Source organism: Streptomyces sp. SDr-06 (genome assembly GCF_003324565.1).
Lineage (GTDB): Bacteria > Actinomycetota > Actinomycetes > Streptomycetales > Streptomycetaceae > Streptomyces.
In genome coordinates this window covers 52620-71950 of sequence record NZ_QOLA01000023.1, presented here as the reverse complement: position 1 = coordinate 71950, position 19331 = coordinate 52620, and the positions used below count along the sequence as shown (strand labels likewise).

The 19331-nt window shown below is 72.4% G+C and carries 18 protein-coding genes; 7 read left to right on the top strand and 11 right to left on the bottom strand.

The genetic code is table 11. The features are described from left to right. Positions 1-764: 764 nt before the first annotated feature. The 10 genes from DT019_RS32360 to DT019_RS32315 all read right to left on the bottom strand — a co-directional run bounded on the left by DT019_RS32360 (position 765) and on the right by DT019_RS32315 (position 10343). A complete protein-coding gene (locus DT019_RS32360; RefSeq protein ID WP_114040535.1) occupies positions 765-1892 on the bottom strand; it encodes an LLM class flavin-dependent oxidoreductase in 1128 nt (375 codons plus the stop codon). Positions 1893-2024: 132 nt separating this feature from the next. Then, entirely contained in the window at positions 2025-2810 is a 786-nt protein-coding gene (locus DT019_RS32355; protein WP_114040534.1) for an SDR family NAD(P)-dependent oxidoreductase, read from the bottom strand. 25 nt (positions 2811-2835) lie between these two features. Then, positions 2836-3780: an LLM class F420-dependent oxidoreductase gene (locus DT019_RS32350; protein WP_223279862.1), complete on the bottom strand. Its 945-nt coding sequence runs from the start codon at positions 3778-3780 to the stop codon at positions 2836-2838. 110 nt (positions 3781-3890) lie between these two features. Beyond that, a complete protein-coding gene (locus DT019_RS32345; RefSeq protein ID WP_114040533.1) occupies positions 3891-5099 on the bottom strand; it encodes a S8 family peptidase in 1209 nt (402 codons plus the stop codon). A gap of 121 nt (positions 5100-5220) precedes the next feature. Then, on the bottom strand, positions 5221-6105 hold the full coding sequence (locus tag DT019_RS32340; RefSeq protein ID WP_147267369.1) for a hypothetical protein: 885 nt from the start codon (positions 6103-6105) through the stop codon (positions 5221-5223). Continuing rightward, on the bottom strand, positions 6102-7016 hold the full coding sequence (locus DT019_RS32335) for an ABC transporter ATP-binding protein (RefSeq protein ID WP_114040531.1): 915 nt from the start codon (positions 7014-7016) through the stop codon (positions 6102-6104). Before DT019_RS32335 ends, DT019_RS32340 begins: the two co-directional genes overlap by 4 nt. Positions 7017-7298: 282 nt before the next feature. After that, positions 7299-7577, bottom strand: coding sequence for a hypothetical protein (locus tag DT019_RS32330; protein WP_114040530.1), 279 nt, complete (start codon positions 7575-7577; stop codon positions 7299-7301). 151 nt (positions 7578-7728) lie between these two features. Next, positions 7729-8154: a hypothetical protein gene (locus tag DT019_RS32325; RefSeq protein WP_114040529.1), complete on the bottom strand. Its 426-nt coding sequence runs from the start codon at positions 8152-8154 to the stop codon at positions 7729-7731. Positions 8155-8537: 383 nt separating this feature from the next. Further along, positions 8538-8951, bottom strand: a complete 414-nt coding sequence (locus tag DT019_RS32320) for a PaaI family thioesterase (protein WP_114040568.1) — start codon at positions 8949-8951, stop codon at positions 8538-8540. Positions 8952-9122: 171 nt separating this feature from the next. Then, entirely contained in the window at positions 9123-10343 is a 1221-nt protein-coding gene (locus tag DT019_RS32315; protein ID WP_114040528.1) for an amidohydrolase family protein, read from the bottom strand. A gap of 229 nt (positions 10344-10572) precedes the next feature. On the opposite strand from DT019_RS32315, the gene DT019_RS32310 reads away from it, so the two are divergent. From DT019_RS32310 to DT019_RS39875, 3 genes are all read left to right on the top strand, one after another. Then, positions 10573-13584, top strand: a complete 3012-nt coding sequence (locus tag DT019_RS32310; protein WP_114040527.1) for an AfsR/SARP family transcriptional regulator — start codon at positions 10573-10575, stop codon at positions 13582-13584. 201 nt (positions 13585-13785) lie between these two features. Beyond that, positions 13786-13992, top strand: a complete 207-nt coding sequence (locus DT019_RS32305; RefSeq protein WP_114040526.1) for a hypothetical protein — start codon at positions 13786-13788, stop codon at positions 13990-13992. A gap of 208 nt (positions 13993-14200) precedes the next feature. Then, entirely contained in the window at positions 14201-14365 is a 165-nt protein-coding gene (locus DT019_RS39875) for a hypothetical protein (protein ID WP_189390105.1), read from the top strand. A 24-nt stretch (positions 14366-14389) separates the two neighbouring features. On the opposite strand, the gene DT019_RS32300 is transcribed toward DT019_RS39875, so the two are convergent. Beyond that, entirely contained in the window at positions 14390-15982 is a 1593-nt protein-coding gene (locus DT019_RS32300) for a FadD3 family acyl-CoA ligase (protein ID WP_317617830.1), read from the bottom strand. A gap of 142 nt (positions 15983-16124) precedes the next feature. Between DT019_RS32300 and DT019_RS32295 the strand changes: the two genes are divergently transcribed. From DT019_RS32295 to DT019_RS32280, 4 genes are all read left to right on the top strand, one after another. Continuing rightward, on the top strand, positions 16125-17273 hold the full coding sequence (locus DT019_RS32295) for a lipid-transfer protein (RefSeq protein ID WP_114040524.1): 1149 nt from the start codon (positions 16125-16127) through the stop codon (positions 17271-17273). Positions 17274-17276: 3 nt separating this feature from the next. Beyond that, positions 17277-17708, top strand: a complete 432-nt coding sequence (locus DT019_RS32290; protein WP_114040523.1) for a Zn-ribbon domain-containing OB-fold protein — start codon at positions 17277-17279, stop codon at positions 17706-17708. Then, complete coding sequence (locus tag DT019_RS32285; protein ID WP_189390101.1) at positions 17705-18478, top strand: enoyl-CoA hydratase/isomerase family protein; 774 nt, start codon at positions 17705-17707, stop codon at positions 18476-18478. The genes DT019_RS32290 and DT019_RS32285 overlap by 4 nt, the downstream gene beginning before the upstream one ends. Before the next feature lie 234 nt (positions 18479-18712). Beyond that, a complete protein-coding gene (locus DT019_RS32280; RefSeq protein ID WP_223279861.1) occupies positions 18713-19330 on the top strand; it encodes a hypothetical protein in 618 nt (205 codons plus the stop codon). The last annotated feature ends 1 nt before the right edge of the window (position 19331 follow it).

Sequence of the window (19331 nt, the reverse complement as noted above, 5' to 3'; positions counted from 1 at the left end):
CGGGTCCCCCCTGGCCGGGAGTGATGCGAAGTGCTCGGCTGCACCCCGGCCAGGCAAGTACGGGGTGCCCGGGCCCACCCCGGCCCCCGCGCCCGGGACTCCCGGTCCCGCCAGCGGGTCCCCCCTGGCCGGGAGTGGTACGGAGTGCTCGGCTGCACCCCGGCCCCTGTGCCCGGGGCCCCGATCCCGACAGCGGGTGCGCCCCGGTCGGGGGCCGCCGCGAATGGCCTCCGGCCGGGGCCGGTTACGGAGCGGCGGTCCGGGAAGACACCGCCCCGCGTCTCTCTGCCCGGGGGCTTCGGCCCCCGGCTCCCCCTGGGCTGGGGGTGGCCCCGGGGGCGTTCTCCCACCCACCGCCCGTGTGCGCGGTGTCGGGTGGCTCGGGCGTTTCCGGGGCTGCGCCCCGGGTCCCGGAGCCCCTCCCCGCCCCTTCCCCAAACCCTCCGGGGGTGGGAGTCCGGATGCGAGTCCTTCACCCGCGGACCGTGCGTGGCTTGTCGCGCAGTTCCCCGCGCCCCTGGCGGTACTAGTGCTGGCCAGCACAGGCAACCTCAGCCCGTCCGGCGTTTGAGGACGAGCGCCCTCAAGGCGCGAACGGGGTCTGGGGCAGAGCCCCAGGACGCCCGCGGACCGTGCGGGGCCGCTCGCGCAGTTCCCCGCGCCCCCGGCGGTACCGGTGCTGACCCGCATGAGCATCCTCAGCCCGTCCTGCGGTAGGCACGAACGGGGTCTGGGGCAGAGCCCCAGGGGGTTGGTGGGGCGGCTCAACCCCCCGCAGCCCCCCTGAACCGCGAGGACCGATGCACAGGATCCGTATCGATCTTCGGAATCACATGCTCCCCGATCAGCCGAATCGTCTGGAGCGTGTCCTCGAACGGCACCCCGATCGGCAGCCCGAACGACAGCTGGTCCGCCCCCGCCTGCTCCCACCGCTTGCACTGCGCCGTCACCTCGTCCGGATCACCGCAGATCATCAGCTCCTCGGCGATGAGCAACTCGATGATCTCCGCGTTGTACTCCGGCAGCGTCTCCGGCCACTCCGGAATCCCCTCCGGCCGGGGAAACGTGTCGTGATAGCGGAACACCAGCGACTGGAGCCGGTTGAGACCCCCCTCGACCGCGATCCGCACGGCCTCGTCGTGCGTCGGCGCGCAGATCGCCGTGGACGTCACCATCACGTTGTCGTTCACGAAGTCACCGACCGGCTCGGCCTCCTGGATGGCCGTCTTGTACTGCTCCAGGACCCACTCCATGTCGGAGACCTTCTGCACGGAGAAGCCGAGCACCCCGAGCCCCTTGCGCGCCGCCATGGCGTACGAGGAGGGAGACCCTGCGGCGTACCACATGGCCGGGTGCGACTTCCCGTACGGCTTGGGGAAGATCTTGCGGGGCGGGAGCGACCAGTACTTGCCCTGGAACCCCGGGTACTCCTCCTGGAGCCACATCTTGGGGAACTCCGCGATGGTCTCTTCCCAGATCTCCTTGGTGTAGTTCATGTCGGTGACACCCGGTATGAACCCCAGGATCTCGTGCGACCCGGCCCCGCGCCCGCTGCCGAACTCGAAGCGGCCCTCCGACAGGTGGTCGAGCATGGCCACCTTCTCGGCGACCTTCACCGGGTGGTTGACCTGGGCCAGCGGGTTGAAGATGCCCGAGCCGAGGTGGATGCGCTCGGTGGCGTGGGCGAGGTAGCCGAGGAAGACCTCGTTGGCGGAGAGGTGGGAGTACTCCTCCAGGAAGTGGTGCTCGGAGGCCCAGGCGTACTTGAAGCCGGACTTGTCGGCCTGGATGACGTACTTCGTCTCCTCCATGAGGGCCTTGTGCTCCGCCATGGGGTCGACCGCGGACCGTGCTGCCGGCACGTATCCCTGCACAAAGAGTCCGAATTCCAAGGGACTTCTCCTTCATGAGAAATCACGAGTTTCTGACGCACCGTCAGATTGTGACGAGCTCGACTGTTCCACCGGCCGTGGGGACCGTCAATACCTGACGCATGGTCAGGACCCGGGCCGCTCCCACCCCCCTCAGAACAGCGAGACCCCGGCCAGCCAGCCTCCGTCGATGACGAACGGCTGGCCGGTGATGTACGAGGAGTCCTCGCAGGACAGGAACAGCGCGAGCGCGGCCACCTCCTGCGGTCTCCCCACCCGGCCGAGCGGCACGAGCTTGCGGTAGAGCTCGTCGAGGGCCGCCGAGGTCTCCGTGGCGTCCGCCGTCGGGTCCAGCTGGGCCGGGTTGGACATCGCGGTGTCGATGGCTCCCGGGCACACGGCGTTGACCCGGATCCCCAGGTGCGCGAGCTCCATCGACGCGACCCGGGTGAGCCCGAGGATCGCGTGCTTGGTGGCCGCGTACGTGCCCACCGCGCTCATGCCGGTCATCGCGGTGTACGAGGCGGTGTTGACGATGGTGCCGCCGCCCGCGGCCCCGATCTCGGGCGCCACGGTCTTGATCCCGAGGAAGCAGCCGACCTGGTTGACCCGCACGACCGCCATGAACTCGTCGAGGGGCGTGTCGACCAGCGCGTTGAAGCGCAGGATCCCCGCGTTGTTGACCAGCCCGTCGATCCTGCCGAAGGCGTCCTTGGCGGCGGCGACCGCGGCCACCCACTCCTCCTCCCGGCTCACGTCCAGGTGGACGAAGCGGGCGGCGTCCTCCCCCAACTCCTTCGCCAGCGCCTCCCCTTGCTCGTCCAGCACATCGGCGACGACCACCCTCGCCCCTTCGGCCACGAACAGCCGGGCCTCCTGCTCGCCCTGGCCGCGCGCGCCGCCGGTGATGAAGACGACGCGCCCATCGAGCTTGCCCATAGCGGACTCCTGGTGATCGGGGGTGCTAGTCATGGAGGTGCGGGGCGACCTCGGCCCCGAACGCGGCCATCTGGTCGGTCAGTTCGGCGCACCCGCGGGAGCGGAACCGGATCTGGATCTGGTCCACGCCCATCGCGCGGTACGCGCGCAGCGACTCTGCGAGGGCCTCCGGCTTGCCGGTGAGGGTGTGCCGCCCGGTGCCCCAGCCGGGTTCGCCCACGTACAGCGGCTCGGTGATCGCGCCCACCACGATGGGCTCCTCGACCCCGGCCTGCTCCCGCAGCTCCTTCAGCCGGGCGATCCGGGTGGGGAGCTGGTCTCTCGGGTCGCCCTGCGGCAGCCAGCCGTCGCCGCGCAGCGCGGCTCGCCGGACCGCCGCCGGGGACGATCCGCCGACCCAGACCGGGACGCGCCGCTGTGCGGGCCGGGGCCGCTGCCCCAGCCCCTCGAACGCGTACCGCTCCCCGCGGAAGGACGGGTACTCCTCCGGGCCGAGCGCGGCTCGCAGCGCGTCGATCGTCTCGTCCAGCACGGCGCCCCGGCGCTCGAAGTCGGCTCCGACCGCCTCGAACTCCTCCCGTACGTGCCCGGCCCCGACCCCGAGGATCAGCCGGCCGCCGCTGAGGTGGTCCAGGGTCGCGTACTGCTTGGCGGTGACGAGGGGATGGCGCAGCCCGACCACCGCGACATGGCTCATCAGCAGCACCCGCTCGGTGACCCCGGCGAGGAAGGCGAGGGTGGCGACCGGGTCGTACCAGATGGTGCTCATCGCTCCCGCGAGGCGGCGCGGAATGGCGACGTGGTCGCAGCTCGCGAGATAGGCGAAGCCCGACCGGTCGGCGGCCCGCGCGATCTTGACGAGATCCCCGGGCCCGGCACCGGCCTCCCACGCCTCCGCGTAGATGGTGCTCTGCGACTGGACGGGGAGCTGCATCCCGTACACCAGTCGTCCGTTCGGCAGTATCGGCACGTCCCGCACCCCTGATCTGACGATCCGTCACATTGGCTCGACGAGCCTCATCGTCGTAGCTGACGTCTCGTCAGGCAAGGGGTGTGCAGGCGGTCACCTCGTCGCGGGCCTCAGCGCAGTCGGCCGATGTTCAGGAGCCGGTTGGGGGAACCGGAGCCAGGCTTGGTGACGCGACCGGTGGTGGCGGACGCGGTCAGGGCCGAGGCGACCTGGACGGGCCGGGCCTCGGGGTGGTCGGCGAGATAGAGGGCGGCGGCTCCGGCCACGTGCGGGGCCGCCATGGACGTACCGGAGTCGGTGATCGTGGAGGTGTCGCTGCCGTTCCAGGCCGAGGCGATGGACTCACCCGGGGCGAACAGATCGAGTGCCGCGCCATGGTTGGACAGGCTGTCGCGGGAGTCGCGCTCGGTGGTGGCGCCCACGGTGACCGCCTCGCGGACCCGGGCCGGAGAGTGCAGGGACGCGTCCTGGCCGTCGTTGCCCGCCGCGACGGTGTACGTCACTCCGGAGGCGATGGACTTCCTGACCGCCTGGTCGACCACCGCGTCGGCGCCTCCGCTGAGCGACATGTTGGCCACGGCGGGCTTGACCGCGTGCCGCGTCACCCAGTCGATGCCCGCGACGATCTGCTCGGTGGTGCCGGATCCGGCGTCGTCGAGGACCCGCACCGCGACGATCTTCGCCTTCTTGGCCACGCCGTAACGGCTGCCCGCGGCGATGGCGGCGACATGGGTGCCGTGCCCGTTTCCGTCCTGGGCGACCTGGTCGTCCTCGATGGCGTCGTAGCCGTAGGAGGCCCGTCCGCCGAAGTCCTGGTGGGTGATGCGGACCCCGCTGTCGATGATGTACGCGGTCACGCCCGATCCGGCACTGCGCGGATAGGTGTAACTCCGGCTCAGCGGAAGGCTCTGCTGGTCGATGCGGTCGAGCCCCCAGGACGGCGGGCGGGACTGGGTGCCGGTGACACGGAAGGCGCGGTCGGCGGAGACCGACGCGACCGCGGGGTCCTTGGCGATCCGCTCGGCCTGCGACTCGGAGGCCCGGACCGAGTATCCGTTGACGGCCTGGTGATAGGTCCGCTTCACGGTCGCCCCGTACTTCCGGGCCACCGCCTGGCCCGCGGCGGAATCGGCGCGGGGGGCCGATTCCTTGAAGGTGACGATGTAGCTGCCGGGGACAGCGTCGGCGATGGCGGCCTTCGCCGTCCGGCCCTCTCCGGTGGGAGCGGCGGACGCGACGGGCGCGGCGCCGGACGACAGGCCCGCGGTGAGCACAACGAGGGTCGTCAGACCCACGGCGATTCTTCGTGCCCATGACATGGCAGGGGTCTCCTCGATCAGGGGTGGGGACGTCCGCGCGTGCGGACTGGGTCAGGGGGTACGTCCGCGGCGCCGCACGGGTTCGGGGAAGGGGCGTAAGCGAACGCGGTACTGGACCGGGTCAGGCCGACGTGATGTCTCGGCGGCGGTACGCCCACAGGCCGGCCGCCGCGACGGCCGCCGTGCACAGGCAGAACACCGCCGTCGCGACCGGGGTGGACAGATGGGAACCGACCAGCGCCTGGGCGAAGGGCCGGTCGTCGGCCGCGTACGCCGAGACGTCGGTCAGCATGGCCCGGCCCGCCGCGAACGGCAGCCAGTCGCTCACCCCCGAGAGGCCCGGCAGATACCGCAGCAGCATGCCCGCGAGGCGCTCGCCGAGCAGCGGCCACAGGACGAGGAGCAGGACCGCGACGGTCCGGTTGCGCAGCATCGCGGCCACCGCCGTGCAGAGCACCGCCCAGCACGCCATCCAGCCGACGAACCTCGCCGCCGGGGCCAGGACTTCGCTCCATTCGGGCTGCGGGGCCCCGGCCGCCGCCAGGGCCACCGCGCAGGAGAGCGAGCCGAGGAGCGCGCTCGCCGCGGCGACGGCGGATCCGGTGAGACAGCCGACCACGCACTTCGCCGCGTAGGCGGTGCCGCGCCCGTTCACGGCCAGCCAGGTCGTCCGTGCGACGCCCCTCACCAGATCGGTCGAGACTGGGCCGGTGGCCAGGACGAGCACGAAGAAGCACAGGGCGGGAACCTGCGTCGCCAGCGGGGTCCACGCGATGGCGTCTGCCACGGCCACCGGGCTGACAGTATGCCGCGGGTCGGCGTCGAGCAGGATCGTGACGCCCGTCAGCAGGCTCAGGAGCGCGACCACGCCGAGCAGGATCCAGGTGGACCGCAGCGCGCGCAGGTGGCGCCCTTCGTAGCGGCAGGCCCGGCGGAACGCCTCGGCGGGCCCGACGGGCGCGGGGGCGGTGGGGGCTGTCGCGGCCGTCGTCACGGGAGCTGTCATGAGATCGTGAACTCCTCTTCGGCGATGGCCAGGTAGAAGTCCTCCAGTGAGGGCCGTTCCTCGTGCAGCCAGTACAGGGGCACGCCGGCCTCCAGTGCCAGCGTGCCGATGCGCGCCCGGTCCAGGCCCGTGACGATCGCTCCCTGGCCGCCGGTCGGCGTCAACCGGCCGCCCCGCGCCGCCACCGCGCGTTCCAGGGTGGGCAGGTCGGGGGCCTCCAGGGTCACCGAGCGACGGTCGGCGGCACGCTCCATCACCTCCGCCATCGGCGCCTGAGCCACGACCCGGCCACGGCTCAGCACCACCACACGGTCGGCCAACTGCTCCATCTCGCCCAGCAGATGGCTGGAGACCAGCACGGCCCGGCCCAGCGCCGCCTGGGTGCGCAGGAACTCGCGCAACCACCGCAGCGCATGGGGGTCAAGACCGTTCGCGGGCTCGTCCAGCACCAGCACCGGTGGATCGCCCAGGAGCGCCTGGGCGATGCCCGCGCGCTGCGCCATGCCCAAGGACAGCTGGGAGAGCCGCAGTTGGGCGGCGTCCGACAGCCCGACGGTCTCCAGGAGTTCGTCGACGCGCCGGTCCGGCGCCGCGCACCCGGCGGCCACCATGCGCAGGTGCGCCCGCAGGCGGTGCTGGGGATGTCCCGCCACGCCGCCCAGGACCGCCCCCACCACGGTTCCGGGTGCGCCGAAGGAGTGCAGCGGGCGGCCGAGGAAGAGGGTGTGCCCTTCTCCTCTCGACAGGCCCAGCATCACCTGGATCGTCGTGGTCTTGCCCGCACCGTTGGCGCCGACGAATCCGGTCACCTCGCCGGACCGCAGGACGAGCGAGACACCGTCCAGGATCCGTTTCGAGCCATGGGACCGGCCGAGGCCGTGCGCCTCCACGAGCGGGTCGCCCTTCTTCACCGCGTCATTCCTTCATCTGGGCAGCCGGTCGGCCGGCCCGACCAACGGCCCGGGAGGGCCCGGACAGCCGCCGCGCGCCGCCGCTGGGTTCGGGTAGGGTTCCCTTGTGTTATCGCAAGGGGGAGGAAGTCTTCACGGGCGACTTGAACAGGCGTGGAAACCGAAAGGCCGCCCGCGAGCTTCTTCCCCCGATTACCTCTTCGAGAGCGCGATCAGCCGTACCGGGCCGGGCAGCGCCGAGCGCCACGGCCCCGAACACCGCACCGCGTTCCTGACATCAATTCACCCTTGATTCAAAAGGGCAATCAACTGCCATGCCATTACGGCGTGGACAAGAATGCACATGCCCCATTGCGCGGACCGGCGCATTCCACGGCGAAGCACCGTTGCCCATTCGACCGCCACCGAAAGGGCGGACAGGGCCCACAGCACCCAGGAAATCGCATTCCACAGGGTGGATGTCTGATCCGCCAGGACTCCGATGGCCGCCAAGGGTGCCAGCGCGAGCAGGGGCAGCGCCCACGTGCCGGTGGCGGCGCGGGGGGACTTGGTCTCGTTCATCCAGGACGCTCCGTCTCTGCGTATGCCGGGTGTCGGCCGGGTCCGTCCGGACGGACCCGGCCGACACCGTGTGCTGGGCTCCGGGGTGCCGTGATGCGCACCCCGGATTCCGCTCACCGGGGATCACCAACAGGCCGATCCCCCACTGTCATCAGTGCAGGGCGTTGTAGATGTCGAGAATCGTCAGGCCCGGGCTGACGGCCGCGAGCGGGGCCTTCACCCACCAGGACAGGCCGTCGTACCACTTCTTGAAATCGCTGTACTTGCCGGCGATGGCCTTGGCGAAGCCGCCCACCTTGCTGAACGCGGCACGGATGGCGCTCCACTTGCTGGCAGCCGTGAACTCGCCGCTGGCGATCTGCTTCATCTCGACCTGCTCGGCAGGCGTGAGGCGGGCCGCCAGCGGGCTCGACAGGAGGGCGTGCGCGGCCTGCTGGGCCTCGGCCTGCTGCGTGACGGAAACGGACTGAGGTGCGGCCACCCGGGCCTCGGAGGCCTGGGCCAGACCCGCGGCCCCGCCGAGGGTAACAGCGGCGATGGCGGAAACAGCGGCCATGCGCAGAGAGTTGCGGTTCATTCGTTTCTTCCCTTGCGTCGTCGCAAGGGGGAGGAAGCCCAAAGGGCAACCCAAACAGGCGTGGAAACCGAAAGGTCCCCCCGGACTTCATTCCCCCGATTACCCGGCTGTCGCCTCCCCTTCGGTCAAGGAGGAGAACGACCGCCCGGCGCCCGGCCTTTCGGTGCCAGGCACGACTGAACGTAACATGCGAAACGATCACTTGGCCACCGATCGCCGTCGGCAAAATTCACTGGAGCATGGTCGACGGCTGATATAGCAGTGGCAATGTGTTGGTCAAGACCAACTATCGCGTGTACCCGCCGAGTTGCGTGATCATGGCCCGCCCCCGACAGGGTGGGAGCGGGCGCGTGGACGGCGAGGCCCGGGTAGGACCGGCCGGATCAGCCGAGCAGCGCGTACACCGTGGACGCTCGGGCTGCGGGCTCTTCGGCGCCTTCGGCGGTCAGGGTGATGTCGGCGAAGGCCATGCGGCGCCCGAGCTTGGTGACGCGCGCGTCGACGAGTACGTCGGCGCCGGTCACCGGGCGCTGGAAGGTGGTGGACTGCTGCACGGTCGTCATCGGCCCGTACGCCCCGCGCGCGCAGGCCACCGCGATGACGGTGGCGGTGTCGGCGGCGGCCATCAGGGCCTGCCCGCTGATCCCTCCGCCGTCCCGCGCGAGCGCGTCGCTCCACGGCAGTCGCAGCACGGCGTGCCGCTCGCCGGTGTCCTCCACGGTCAGCCCGAGGCCGAGCACCCAAGGGGCGAAGTGGTCGGCCAGGATCTTCTCTGCTTCCGCACGGGTCAGCGCCATGGCCTTCATGGTGGCGGCGACGAGGCCGGATGTCACCGCCATCCCGGGGAGGCCCCGGCCGCGGACTCCGGCCGGGGACCGGGGCCGCCGCGCAGGCGGCGCGCGGGGCGGCCCAGCGCCGGAACCCCGCCGGCACGCCGGCCCGCCAGTCCCTCACCCCGTGCACCCCGCCTACGCCCCCACCCAGAGCCCCTCCGGACTGAGCCCCAGCAGGTCGATCGCGTTGCCCCGTACGATCCGCTCCACCACGTCGGGCGGCAGGTGCCCCATCTGCGCCTCCCCGACCTCGCGCGACTTGGGCCACGTCGAGTCGGAGTGGGGGTAGTCCGTCTCGTACAGGACGTTGCCCACGCCGATCGCGTCCAGGTTGCGCAGACCGAACGCGTCGTCGAAGAAGCAGCCGTAAACGTGCTCGGCGAACAGTTCGGACGGGGGGCGGTGGACCTTGTCCGCCACTCCGCCCCAGCCCCGGTTCTCCTCCCAGACCACGTTCGCCCGCTCCAGGATGTACGGGATCCAGCCGATCTGGCCCTCCGCGTACATGATCTTCAGGTGCGGGAAGCGCTCGAACTTGCCGCTCATCAGCCAGTCGACCATCGAGAAGCAGCAGTTGGCGAAGGTGATGGTCGAGCCGACCGCGGGCGGGGCGTCCGGGGAGGTCGAGGGCATCCTGCTGGACGAGCCGATGTGCATCGCGATCACGGTGCCGGTCTCGTCGCACGCGGCGAGGAACGGGTCCCAGTCGTCCGTGTGGATGGAGGGCAGCCCCAGGTGCGGCGGTATCTCGGAGAAGGCGACCGCGCGCACCCCGCGCGCGGCGTTGCGGCGCACCTCGGCGGCGGCCAGCTCCGCGTCCCACAGCGGGATCAGGGTGAGGGGGATGAGACGGCCGTGCGCCTCGGGGCCGCACCACTCCTCCACCATCCAGTCGTTGTACGCCCGCACCGAGAGGAGGCCCAGTTCGCGATCCTTCGCCTCGGTGAAGGTCTGGCCGCAAAAGCGCGGGAAGGTCGGGAAGCAGAGGGCGGACTGGACGTGGTTCACGTCCATGTCGGCGAGGCGCGAGGCCACGTCGTACGAGCCCGGCCGCATCTGCTCGTACGTGATGACCTCCAGCTTTATCTCGTCCCTGGCGTAGCCCACCGCCGTGTCCAGGCGGGTGAGCGGGCGGTGGAGGTCCTCGTACACCCACCAGTCCCCGATCGGGCCGTCGTCGCCCTTGGCGCCCATGACCGGGGCGAACTTGCCGCCGAGGAAGGTCATTTCCTTCAGGGGGGCCCGGACGATGCGCGGGCCGGTGTCCCGGTACGCGGCGGGGAGGCGGTCCCGCCAGACGTGGGGGGGCTCCACGGTGTGGTCGTCCACCGAGATGATCTTCGGGAAGGTCTCCATGCCGTTCACGGTAGACCCGATCTGACGATCCGTCAGCTAGTTGGACGGTGCCTCCGCGCGGCGCCCCGCCCCGTCCCGGGCGCGAATTCCGCCCCGGGGGGCTTGCGATGAGTGTGCAGGGCATGTGTCGAAGCCTTGTGCAGAGCGTCACCTGCTGCTGACGCGACCCCTCCGGACAGGGCAGACTGGCGGGAGCAATGCCAGGAGTACGGGGGTACAGGGGGCAGCTATGGACCGTGACGGCGGGCCGCGCGTACCGGAGCAGCGCGCTCCGGTACCGCCGCCGCAGCGCGCGACGGGGCACCTCGCCCAGGAGGAGGCCGAGCACGGCCCGGAGGCATCCGGCGCCGGGCTCCGCTTCGGCGTTCTCGGACCCGTACGGGCCTGGCGGGGCGAGCAGGCCCTGCCCTCCGGCTCCCCGCAGCAGCGCGCCCTGCTCGCCGCCCTGCTCCTGCGCGACGGCCGCACCGCCACCGCCGCCGAACTCATCGACGCCATCTGGGGCGACGAGCCGCCCTCCCAGGCCCTGGCCGCGCTCCGCACCTACGCCTCGCGGCTGCGCAAGGTCCTCGACCCCGGGGTGCTGGTCAGCGAGTCCGGCGGCTACGCGATCAGGGTCGGCGCCGCCACCCTCGACCTCGCCCAGGCACAGGAGCTGGCCACGGCCGCCGAGAAGGCGCGGGCGGGCGGCGACCAGACCCGCGCCCGCGACCTGCTCAACAGCGCACTCGCCCACTGGGACGGCGAGCCCCTGGCGGGCGTGCCGGGCCCGTACGCCGAGAACCAGCGCACCCGGCTCGCCGAGTGGCGCCTCCAACTCACCGAGGCCCGGCTCGACATGGACCTGGAGGCGGGCTGCCACGCCGAGGCCGTCTCCGAACTGACCGCGCTGACCGCCGCCCACCCGCTGCGCGAGCGGCTGCGCGAACTGCTGATGCTGGCCCTGTACCGCAGCGGCCGCCAGGCCGAGGCCCTCGCGGTGTACGCGGACACCCGGCGGCTGCTCGCCGACGAGCTCGGCGTCGATCCGCGCCCCGAACTCGCCCGCCTCCAGCAGCGCATCCTGCGCGCCGACGAGGACCTGGCCCGTCCGCCCGCCGCCGCGCCCGCGGCCGCCCCGATCCCGGTGCGCCCGGCCCAACTGCCCGCCTCCGTGCCGGACTTCACCGGCCGGGCGGCCTTCGTGCGCGAGCTGACCTCGCGCCTGGCGAGCGCCGAGACCACGGTGATGGCGGTCTCCGCGCTCGCCGGCATCGGCGGCGTGGGCAAGACCACGCTCGCCGTGCACGTGGCCCACGCCGCCCGCCCCTACTTCCCCGACGGCCAGCTCTACGTCGACCTCCAGGGCGCGGGCTCGCACTCCGCCGAGCCGGACACCGTCCTCGGCGCGTTCCTGCGCGCGCTCGGCACCGCGGACTCGGCGATCCCCGACTCGATGGAGGAGCGCGCGGCCCTGTTCCGCTCCACGCTCGACGGCCGCCGGGTCCTGGTCCTGCTCGACAACGCCCGCGACGCGGCCCAGATCCGGCCGCTGCTGCCGGGCACCGCGGGCTGCGCGGCCCTGGTCACCAGCCGCATCCGCATGGTCGACCTGGTCGGTGCGCACCTGGTGGACCTGGACGTGATGTCCCCCGAGGAGGCGCTCCAGCTCTTCACCAGGATCGTCGGGGAGGAGCGGGTGTCCTCCGAGCGCGAGGCGGCCCTGGACGTGGTCGCCGCCTGCGGCTTCCTGCCGCTCGCCATCCGCATCGCCGCCTCCCGGCTTGCCTCGCGCCGCACCTGGACGGTGTCGGTGCTCGCGGCGAAGCTCGCCGACGAGCGCCGCCGCCTGGACGAGCTCCAGGCCGGCGACCTCGCGGTCAAGGCGACGTTCGAGCTCGGCTACGGGCAGCTGGAGCCCGCCCAGTCCCGCGCCTTCCGGCTGCTCGGCCTGCCCGACGGGCCCGACATCTCACTGGCCGCCGCGGCGGCCGTCCTCGACCTCCCCGAGCAGGAGACCGAGGACCTGCTGGAATCGCTGGTCGACACGTCGCTGGTGGAATCGGCCGCCCCGGGCCGCTACCGCTACCACGACCTCGTCCGGCTCTACGCGCGTTCGTGCGCGGAGCGCGACGAACTCCCGCCCGTGGAGCGGGAGCTCGCGATGTCGCGGCTGCTCGACTTCTATCTGGCGACCGCCTCCGGGGTGTACGCCCTGGAGCGGCCGGGCGACCGGCTCGTGGACCACCTGGAGCCGACCGGGCGCGCGGGCCTGTCCTTCGCGGACCGCCACGCGGCCCAGGACTGGTTGTACGCGGAGGCGATCCCGCTGCTCGCGTGCGTGCGGCAGGCCGCCGAGCGGCCGCAGGCGCTGCGCCGGGCCGTGGACCTGCTGTGGTCCGCCCTCGACCTCGCCGAGTCGGGCACCAACTCCAAGGAGTACGTGGCCACCGCCGCAGCCCTCCAGGCGTCCGCCCACGCCTACGGCGACGTGCGGGCGGAGGGCCGCGCACTCACCGCGCTCGCCAACGCCCGGCACACCGCGGGCAGCTTCGACCAGGCCGACCGGGAGGCCGCCGAGGGCATGCGGCTCGCCGAGATCGCCGAGGACCCCCTGCCCGGCTGCTGGGCCCCCAACATCCGCGGCGTCATCGCCCTCTACCAGAACCGGTACGAGGAGGGCGAGAAGCACCTCACCACGGCGATCGAGAACTACGCGCGGGGCGCCGACCGCCCCGGCGAGGCCAGCGCGCTGTGCAACCTGTCGCGCATCCACCTCGCGATGGGCCGCACGGCCAGCGCGGTGGAGCTGGCGAAGAACGGCATCGCCATCTACGACGGGCTCGGCAACTCCTTGCGGGGTGCCAACGCCCGTTACGCGCTGGGCCTGGCCCTGGCCAAGAACGGACAGCACGCCGAGGCGGTGCTGCGGCTCCAGGAGGCCCTGGACGTCTTCCGGGACGGCCGGCAGCGCCTGTGGGAGGGGATGGCCCTGTTCCGTCTCGCCGAGGTCGACGTCGTGGCCCGGCGCCCGGCGCAGGCCGCCGCGAACGCGGAGATGGCGCTCACCCGGCTGCGCGGCATCGGCGGCGACTGGCGGCGGGGCAACGTCCTGATCGTCCTCGGGCAGGCCCTGGACGCCATCGGGCAGACCGGCCGTGCGCAGGTCTGCTGGCGGGAGTCGCTGGAGCTGTTCGAGGCGCTGGGCGCGCCGGAGGCCCAGGTGGTGCTCTCGCTGCTGACCCCCGCACACGCCGCATAGGGCCCGGTACAGCGCGTTCATCGTTCGTTTATCGCCACCCGGCACTCTCTTACTCAGTCGTTCCGTGGGCCGGGGGGCAAGCGGGAGGGCGAACGGCCGCGGTACTAGTCTGAGCGGCCCTGAAGGACCCGTCCGGAAGCCCTCGGGGGAGCGGCCGGACGGGTCCTGTCCATCACAACTGCGCGGCCAACGGGAGACACCATGGGCGACATCAAGAGCACCGAGCCGATCATCAAGCCGCTGGACGTCCACGCCACCGCCGTGGGCGACGACGGCACGGTCAAGCCGCTGGACGTGCACGCCACGGCCGCCGCGGACGACGGCACGGTCGGGCCTCTGGACGTCCACGCAACGGCCACGGACGCCTCGACGAACGACGTCCACGCGACCTCGGAGCCCGTCACGTAGCTCCTTCTGAGCGGGGGACGGCCGCGGCGGCGCGGGAGGGGAGCCGCCGCGGCCGTGGCATGTCGGCAGGCCTGCTCCGGCGGGCCCCCGTGACCGCACCACCGGGACCGGCGATCATTGCGTGCGGGCGGCACCCGCACCGTCACCGGAGCGGGCCGACGCCCCGCATCCCGCACGCCCAACACCCAGTACCGCACATGGAGTTGCCATGACCCGCACCAGCCGCGCACTCGCCACGTACGCCGTCCTCATAGCGGCGGCCCTCGCCGCCATGGTCCCGGCGACGACCGCCCCACACGCCACCGCGGGAGGTCCCGCCGCCCAGGACATCCACGCCACGGTGATCTCCCCGCAGGACATCCACGCCACCTGAGCCGGTCGCCGCCGCGCGGAGCTGTCAGCTACGGGGACCGCGGGCCCGCAGCTCTCCCTTCACCACCTTGCCGCTCGCGTTCCGCGGCAGCTCCGCCAGGAACTCGACCTCCCGCGGCACCTTGTAGTTCGCCATCTCGCGCCGGGACCAGGCGATCAGGTCGTCCGCCGTCAGGACCGACCCGGGCCGCCGCACGACGTACGCCCGGCCCACCTCGCCCAGGCGCGGGTCCGGGACGCCGATCACCGCCACGTCGGCCACCTCGGGGTGCAGGCCCAGGAGTTGCTCGATCTCGGCCGGGTAGGCGTTGAAGCCGCCGACGATGAACATGTCCTTGATCCGGTCGGTGATGCGGAGGTTGCCCGCCTCGTCCAGGACGCCGATGTCGCCGGTGTGCAGCCAGCCGTCCGCGTCGATCGCCCCGGCCGTGCCGGGCTCGTCCTCGAAGTAGCCCCGCATGACGTTGAAGCCGCGCACCAGGATCTCGCCCGGCTCGCCCGGGCCCGCCGCGACCCGTACCTCGGTGCCGGGGATCGCGCGGCCCGAGGTCGAGGCGATGACCTCCGCCGGGTCGCCGCGGCGGCACATCGTGACGATGCCGCTCGCCTCGGAGAGCCCGTACGCCGTCAGGACGGTGCCGACGCCCAGCTCGGCCCGCAGCCGTTCGACCAGGCGCAGCGGGACCACCGCCGCCCCGGTCACCACCAGGCGCAGCGCGCTCAGGTCGTGCTGGTCGCGGGCCGGGTGGTCCAGGAGCGACTGGTGGAGGGTGGGTGGGCCCGGCAGGACCGAGACGCGTTCGGAGGCGATGTTCGCGAGCGCGGTGTCGATGTTGAACACCGGCTGCGGCACCATCGTGGCGCCCCGCATCAGGCAGGCGATGATGCCCGCCTTGTAGCCGAAGGTGTGGAAGAACGGGTTCACGATCAGATAGCGGTCGCCCTCGCGCAGGCCCGCGAGCTCGGACCAGAGGGCGTAGCCGCGCAGGGTCTGGGCGTGGGTGATCACCGCGCCCTTGGGACGGCCGGTGGTGCCCGAGGTGTAGACGATGTCGGAGGGCGACCCCGGCTCGATGAGCGCCGACCGGGCCTCCACCTCGGCGCGGGACACGCCCTCGCCGCCCGCCAGGAAGTCCTTCCAGGTGCGGAAGTCGTCGGGGGCGTCGTCCGAGAGGACCACCACCTGCTCCAGGTGCGGCAGCGACGGCAGCGGGCCGGGGCCGGACCCCTCGGCGGTCGCGCGGCGCAGCGAGGCGACATAGGAGGTGCCCAGGAACGTACCGGTCACGAAGAGCAGCCTGGCCCGGCTGCTTTCGAGTACGTACGCCGCCTCCGCGCCCTTGAACCGCGTGTTCAGCGGCACGAGGACCGCGCCCGCCGTCACCGCGCCCAGCGCCGAGACGATCCAGTCCGAGGTGTTGGGCGCCCACACCGCGACCCGGTCACCGGGGGACACCCCGGCCGCCGTGCACGCGGCGGCCGCCCGCTCGACGCGCTCGCCGAGCTCCGCGTACGAGATCCGGCCGCGCCCCTCGACGACGGCCTCGCGCTCGCCATACCGCCCGGCGGCGTCGCGCACCAGCCGGGCGATCGTGCCCCACTCCAGGTCCCCGCGTATCGCAAGCCCCATCGCACGCCCCTCCGCCTTCCCCGCGCTCTCGGTCCCGTTCGAGCAGGGGATTCCCCGTTGCTGACTATCCGTCAGATTAGCTGTAGCCTCCTCCGCTGTCAGTACTGGTGACGCTCGTGGAGGTGGGGCCATGGCCACCCTGAAGGACGCGACAGCCATAGTGGGGATCGGGCAGACGGCCTTCGCCAAGCAACTGCCCGAGTCCGAGAAGACGTTGGCGTGCCGGGCGATCGTCGCCGCGCTCGACGACGCGGGCATCGACCCGGCAGAGGTGGACGCGTTCGCCTCGTACACGATGGAGGAGACGGACGAGGTCGAGGTCGCCAAGTCCGTCGGCGCGGGCGACGTGACCTTCTTCAGCAAGGTCGGCTACGGGGGCGGCGGCTCCTGCGCCACCCTCGCGCACCTCGCCGCCGCGATCGCCACCGGCCAGGCCGGCGTCGGCGTCGCCTGGCGCTCCCGCAAACGCGGCAGCGGCCCAAGGCCCTGGAAGAACACGGCCGTTCAGTTGCCCACCCCCGCCCAGTGGACCCGCCCCTTCGGTCTGCTGCGGCCCGCCGACGAGATCGGCATGCTGGCACGCCGCTATCTGCACGAGTACGGCGCCACCCGCGACCACCTGTTCAACGTGGCCCTCGCCTGCCGCAACCGGGCCAACCAGAACCCGGACGCGATCATGTACGAGCGCCCGCTGACCCGCGAGATGTACATGACGTCGCGCTGGATCAGCGAACCGCTCTGTCTCTTCGACAACTGCCTCGAGACAGATGGCGCGTTGGCGTGCGTCCTCGTCTCCGCCGAGCGGGCCCGCGACTGCCGCCACAAGCCGGTGTACGTGCACTCCGTGGCCCAGGCCCTGCCCGCCCAGCACCACGGCATGGTCAACTACTGGAACGACGACCCGCTGACCGGGCCCGCCTGGACCGCGGCCCGGCACCTGTGGAAGCAGGCCGACTTCGGCCCGGACGACGTGGACGTGGCCCAGATCTACGACGCGTTCACCCCGCTCATCCCCCTGTCCCTGGAGGGCTACGGCTTCTGCGGGCGCGGCGAAGGGGCCGCGTTCACCGAGGGCGGCGCGCTGGAGATCGGCGGGCGGCTGCCCATCAACACCGGGGGCGGCGGCCTCAGCGAGGCCTACGTCCACGGGTTCAACCTCATCAACGAGGGCGTCAAACAGCTGCGGGGCACCAGCACCGCCCAGGTCCCCGACGCCGCGACCTGCCTGGTCACCGCGGGCGAGGGCGTGCCCACCTCCGCCGTTCTGCTGAGGAGTTGAGAGATGCTTTCCCCTGTTGTGGACGACGACGGCGCCCCCTTCTGGGAGTACGCGGCCCAGGGCGAGCTCCGCGTCCAGGCCTGTGCCGCCCCCGACTGCGGCCGGCTCCGCTTCCCGCCCCGGCCCTGCTGCCCGCACTGCCAGTCCTTCGACAGCGAGTGGCGCCGGATGTCGGGGCGCGGCCGCATCTGGTCGTACGTCTTCCCCCACCCCCCGCTGCTCCCCGACTACGCGGTCCAGGCCCCGTACAACGCGGTGGTCGTCGAGCTCGCCGAGGACCCGCTGATCCGCCTGGTCGGCAACGTGGTCGCCGAGCCGGGCGCCCCCCTCGACTCGGTCGACCCGGCGCGCCTGCGGATCGGCGCCCGGGTGCAGGTCGCGTTCACCGAGGTCGACGGGGTGACCGTGCCGCGCTGGCTCCTGGAGCGCTCGTGAGCGTCCTGATGACCCGCGACAAGGAGACCGGCGTCGCGGTGGTCACCCTGAACCGGCCCGAGCGCCTGAACGCCGTGGACCTGGACACGGCAGAGCAACTGAGCGGAATCTGGCGTGAGTTGAGGTTCGACGAGACGGTCCGGGCGGTGGTGCTCACCGGCGCCGGCGAGCGGGCCTTCTGCACCGGCATCGACCGCTCGGCCGAGGTGGCACAGCCCTCGTCCCCGTACTCCACCGACGATCCCCTGATCGCGATCGGGCCGAAGGCGAACGACCTGTGGAAGCCGGTGATCGCCGCCGTGCGCGGGATGGCCTGCGGCGGGGCGTTCTACCTGCTGGGCGAGGCGGAGTTCGTGATCACCGCCGAGGACGCCACGTTCTTCGACCCGCACACGACGTACGGCATGGTCAGCGCGTACGAGTCGATGTATCTGGCGCTGCGGATGCCGCACGGCGAGGCGGCCCGGCTCGCGCTGATGGGGACGGCCGAGCGGATGTCGGCGCGGCGGGCGTACGAGATCGGCTTCGTGAGCGAAGTGACCGTGCCCGGCGAGGAGTTGACCGTTGCGCTGTGCTGCGCGGAGACCATCGCCTCGTACCCGACCGAGGCCGTGCAGGGCACGGTCCGCTCGGTGTGGGCGGCGAAGGAGGCCACCCTCGCCGCGGCCCACTCCCGCGCCCCGGCCTTCGTGACCCTCGGCAACCTGCCGCCCGACCGCCAGGCGGAGCTGTTCACCACGCGCCGCTCCAAGGACTTCCGGATGCGGTGACAAGCGGGGCGGCCGCTGTCCGGCGCCGTCCCTTCGAGCCCCTGGCGGTGCGCCCACCGGGCCCGCGGCCGGGCGGGCTCCCGCGTGGTCGGCTCCGTCTTCGGCCTCGCCATGGCGGCCGGTGTCGCGCCCGGCAGGGACAACCGGCGAGCGCGCCGCCCGGCCGCCGGGTAGCGGGGTGCGCGTGCCGGGCGTAGCGTCGGCAGCGAGAGCCGCCTACAAGGAGGGCCGGAGATGGTCCGCAACGTCCTCGGCTCGATCCTCGCTCTCCTCGGAGCGACGGCCGCCGTCTGGAGCCCCTTCCGTGCCTGGTACGACGGCCGTCACGGCAGCACCTACCGGATCGACGACCTGTTCTCGGGCATCTCCGCGACCAAGGCGGAGGTGGCCGGCTCGGTGCTGCTCCCCCTGGCCTTCGCCGCGCTCGTGACGCTGGTGGGCCTGGTGCTGCGCTCGCGCGTCCTGGTCGCCGTCGCCGGTCTCGTCGTGCTCGGCTTCACCATCCTGTGGATGGTGCGGCAGGGCCAGGCGACGGGCAGCCTGACCGTGGACTCGTCGGGGCGCGGCCTGGGACAGGGCGTGGCGATCGCACTGGGCGCCGGCCTTGTGCTGCTGCTCGCTGCGGCCCTGATGTCCGGCCGCCGCAGGACCGAGCCGGAACCGGCCACCCCCGGAGCACCGCCCCCGGACGCCCGGTACGAGCCGCCGCCGTCGGAGCATCCGTACGAGCCGCCGCCGTCGGAGCGCCCGTACGAGCCGCCGCCCGAGCGCCCCTATGAGGGTCCTTTCGAGCCGCCTACCGGGCCGCCGCCGCATGAGCCGCAGCCCCCGTACGAACCGCCCCGGCCCTGAG